This is a genomic window from Sphingorhabdus sp., assembly GCF_044357595.1.
Taxonomy (GTDB): Bacteria; Pseudomonadota; Alphaproteobacteria; order Sphingomonadales; family Sphingomonadaceae; genus Sphingorhabdus_B.
This window is the reverse complement of sequence record NZ_JBIKPH010000194.1, coordinates 1-3,155: the sequence shown is the minus strand read 5'-3', so window position 1 is coordinate 3,155 and position 3,155 is coordinate 1. Positions and strand designations below refer to the sequence as shown.

The window sequence follows — 3,155 nt, the reverse complement described above, 5'->3', positions numbered from 1 at the left end:
CCGAACATATCCTGCGTGCCGCGCACGGCTTGGGGTGTCTGTATCTTTGCCATCATAAAGCGCCCTAGCGGCTAATTGTTGTTAGTGGAATAGGGCTGGACGCAGCGCAGCGCATTCGCCAAAGTTGGGGACATGAATCCACGCACTTTATCGCGCGCACTTGCCGCTTTCGCCCTTTCCGCTAGCCTCATTTCCGCAGCATATGCGCAAAACAGTGCGCCGCAACCGGTGCCGATTGTCTCTGCGATTCCTGAGCCGCAGGACCGCCCCCTAACGACGGCTATGACCTTACAAGTGGATGCGACCGATATTGATCGCGCCATTTTCCACGTGCGCCAGACAATTCCAGTTGAACAGGGCAAACCGCTCATTTTGCTTTATCCACAATGGCTGCCAGGTAAGCATGGGCCGCGGGGAGCATTGGCCGAAATGACCGGCCTAATGATCCGCGCTGGTGGTAATACTTTACGTTGGACCCGGGATCCCGTGCAGGTTTACGCCTTTCATGTAGATGTGCCCGCAGGGACGGCATCGGTCGATGTGGAATTCCAATTCACCGCGCCGGTGCGCGAAAGCGAAGGGCGCATTAACGTCACGCCAAATATGATGAATGTGCAGTGGGAACAGGTCGCGTTGTACCCCGCCGGGCATTTCACCCGTGCCATTCAGGTGAAGCCGTCGATCACCCTGCCAGAGGGCTGGACTGGGGTTGCTGCGCTTGATGGCGCCAAGATTACGGGCAACCAAATTGAGTATGGCGTCACAGATTTTGAAACATTGGTGGACAGCCCTTTGTTCGCGGGCCCGCATTACAAGAAATGGGATCTGGGGAATAACGTCACGCTTAATGTCTGGGCGGATAACGTGAAATATCTGGAAGCGAAGCCAGAGCAGATCGCCGCGCACCGCGCCTTGGTCGATGAATCCATCCTCTTATTCGGATCAAAGCATTTCGACCGTTATGAATTTCTGCTTGGTCTGACCGAGGAGCTTGGCGGCATCGGCCTTGAGCATCATCGCAGCTCGGAAAATACGCGCGAGACCGATTATTTCACGGAGTGGGATGACAATATGTCGGAACGCGGCCTATTGCCGCATGAATTCACCCATAGTTGGAATGGAAAGTTCCGTCGTCCTGCGACTATGTGGACACCCGATTATTCCACGCCGATGCGTGACAATTTGCTTTGGGTGTATGAAGGGCAGACGAGTTTTTGGGACTTGGTCCTCGGCGCGCGCTCAGGGTTGCAGTCCAAGGAAATGGTGCTTGGTGAGTGGGCCAAATATGCCGGATTTTATGCGGAACAGCCGGGCCGGACGTGGCGATCGGTTGAAGACACCACACACGACCCAATTTTCGGCGCACGCAAGACAAAGCCTTTTGCAAGCCAAGCCCGTGGCGAGGATTATTATAACGAAAGCTCGCTTATCTGGCTCGACGCCGACATGACCATTCGCCAATTGTCCAAGGGCACAAAATCTCTGGATGATTTTGCCAAGGCTTTTTTTGGCGTGCGCGACGCCGATTGGGGCGTGCTGACCTATGATTTTGACGAAGTTGTCCGCACATTGAACGCTGTACAGCCATATGATTGGGCAAAGTTCCTCGACACCAAATTGCGCCAACCCGGCCAGCCAGCACCGCTCACCGGACTGGAAAAGGGCGGGTACAAGCTTGTCTGGAAAGAAGAGCCCAATATCTTCGACAAGGAATCGATGAAGGAAAGCAATGTTTTCAACCTAACCCACTCGCTTGGGATCACTTTGAACAAGGACGCGACCGTCACCTCTGTGATGTGGAACAGCCCTGCATTTAAAGCGAATATCGTCAGCGGTGCCAAGATCATTGCTGTGGATGGCTATGCCTATTCCAAGGACGGCCTGACCAGCGCAATCAAGGCCGCAAAAGGCAATAAGACACCTGTCCGATTACTCATCGAGCGCAACAAACGTTATACGCAAATAGACATCGCCTATTCAGGTGGCTTGCGCTATCCGCACCTTAAGGCAATAGGCCAGGGCGAGACCGCAATTGACCGTCTCCTCAGCCCGCGGCGTCCCAAGAAATAACAAAGTGAAAGCATTCTCCCATGCGTATTGATTTAATCCCCGCGGGCGACAACGTGCCCGAAAGCCTCAATGTCCTGATCGAAGTACCCATTGGCGGCGAGCCCGTGAAATATGAATTCGACAAGGCCTCAGGTGCGTTGTTTGTTGACCGTTTCTTGCACACGCCAATGCGCTACCCCGCCAACTATGGCTTTGTACCGCATACATTGGGCGAAGATGGTGATCCACTTGATGCGCTTGTTGTCGCGCGTTCGCCCATCATTGCCGGTGCGGTCGTAAAATGCCGTCCGATAGGTGTGCTGATGATGGAAGATGATAAGGGCGGCGATGAAAAACTGCTTTGTGTTCCGGTGAACGAGACTTTTCCATATTATTCAGAAGTTGCCACATACAAAGACATGCCGCCAATCGTCCTTCAGCAGATTGAGCATTTCTTCACCCATTATAAGGATCTGGAGCCCGGGAAATGGGCCAAGTTAAATGGTTGGGGTGATGAAAAGGACGCAAAACGCATTATTCTTGAATGCGTTGAGCGCGCAAAGGAACATGGCACATGAAACAACGGGTCGCGCTGGCCAGCTTAACGTTACTAGCGCTCTCGGCTTGTGCCACACCGGAAACCCGTATCCGTTCTGCATTGATGGATGCCGGCCTATCCAAACCTATTGCAGCATGCATGGCGGATCGCATGGTCGACCGGCTTTCGCTGGTTCAGCTGAACAGGCTCAACGGTTTGAAAAAACTGCATGGACAGGACATGCGCAAAGTAACCGTTGACGAATTTCTCCGGCGGACGCGGTCTCTGCAAGACCCAGAAATACTGGGTGTTGCGACATCGTCGGGCTTGGTCTGCGCGATAAAGGCTTAAACCTTTACCACGCAGATATATTAGCTAAGCGCCTTAATCAAAATCGCCAGCCAGCTTTTGTCCGTTGGCGACGGCGCGGGCGAAGCGAAGTCCCCGCATTCCAAGCAGGCAGCTTGCACGCCCTTTACCCCCGTAAGCATGTTCAGATCACGCGCTACGCGTTGCGCAAACAGATTTTGCTGCCATGCGGCATGGGCAAAAATGTCCATCGGCGCAG

The 3,155-nt window shown here is 53.7% G+C and carries 4 protein-coding genes; 3 read left to right on the top strand and 1 reads right to left on the bottom strand.

The window, feature by feature from the left end:
• Nucleotides 1-132: 132 nt before the first annotated feature.
• Genes ACIQ2T_RS12835 through ACIQ2T_RS12825 form a run of 3 tightly spaced genes read left to right on the top strand, consistent with a single transcriptional unit; the run spans nt 133 to nt 2,938 of the window.
• Entirely contained in the window at nt 133-2,070 is a 1,938-nt protein-coding gene (locus tag ACIQ2T_RS12835; protein ID WP_397591143.1) for a M61 family metallopeptidase, read from the top strand.
• A 20-nt stretch (nt 2,071-2,090) separates the two neighbouring features.
• Entirely contained in the window at nt 2,091-2,627 is a 537-nt protein-coding gene (gene ppa, locus ACIQ2T_RS12830) for an inorganic diphosphatase (RefSeq protein ID WP_306063341.1), read from the top strand.
• Complete coding sequence (locus tag ACIQ2T_RS12825; RefSeq protein WP_397591142.1) at nt 2,624-2,938, top strand: hypothetical protein; 315 nt, start codon at nt 2,624-2,626, stop codon at nt 2,936-2,938. Before ppa ends, ACIQ2T_RS12825 begins: the two co-directional genes overlap by 4 nt.
• A 20-nt stretch (nt 2,939-2,958) precedes the next feature.
• On the opposite strand, the gene ACIQ2T_RS12820 is transcribed toward ACIQ2T_RS12825, so the two are convergent.
• A partial coding sequence (locus ACIQ2T_RS12820; RefSeq protein ID WP_397591141.1) for a hypothetical protein occupies nt 2,959-3,155 on the bottom strand: 197 nt, incomplete at its 5' end.

Bases quoted from the DNA above. Each gene is read 5' to 3' on its own strand.
- ACIQ2T_RS12835 (WP_397591143.1), top strand. From the start codon at position 133: ATGAATCCACGCACTTTATCGCGCGCACTTGCCGCTTTCGCCCTTTCC.
- ppa (WP_306063341.1), top strand. From the start codon at position 2,091: ATGCGTATTGATTTAATCCCCGCGGGCGACAACGTGCCCGAAAGCCTC.
- ACIQ2T_RS12825 (WP_397591142.1), top strand. From the start codon at position 2,624: ATGAAACAACGGGTCGCGCTGGCCAGCTTAACGTTACTAGCGCTCTCG.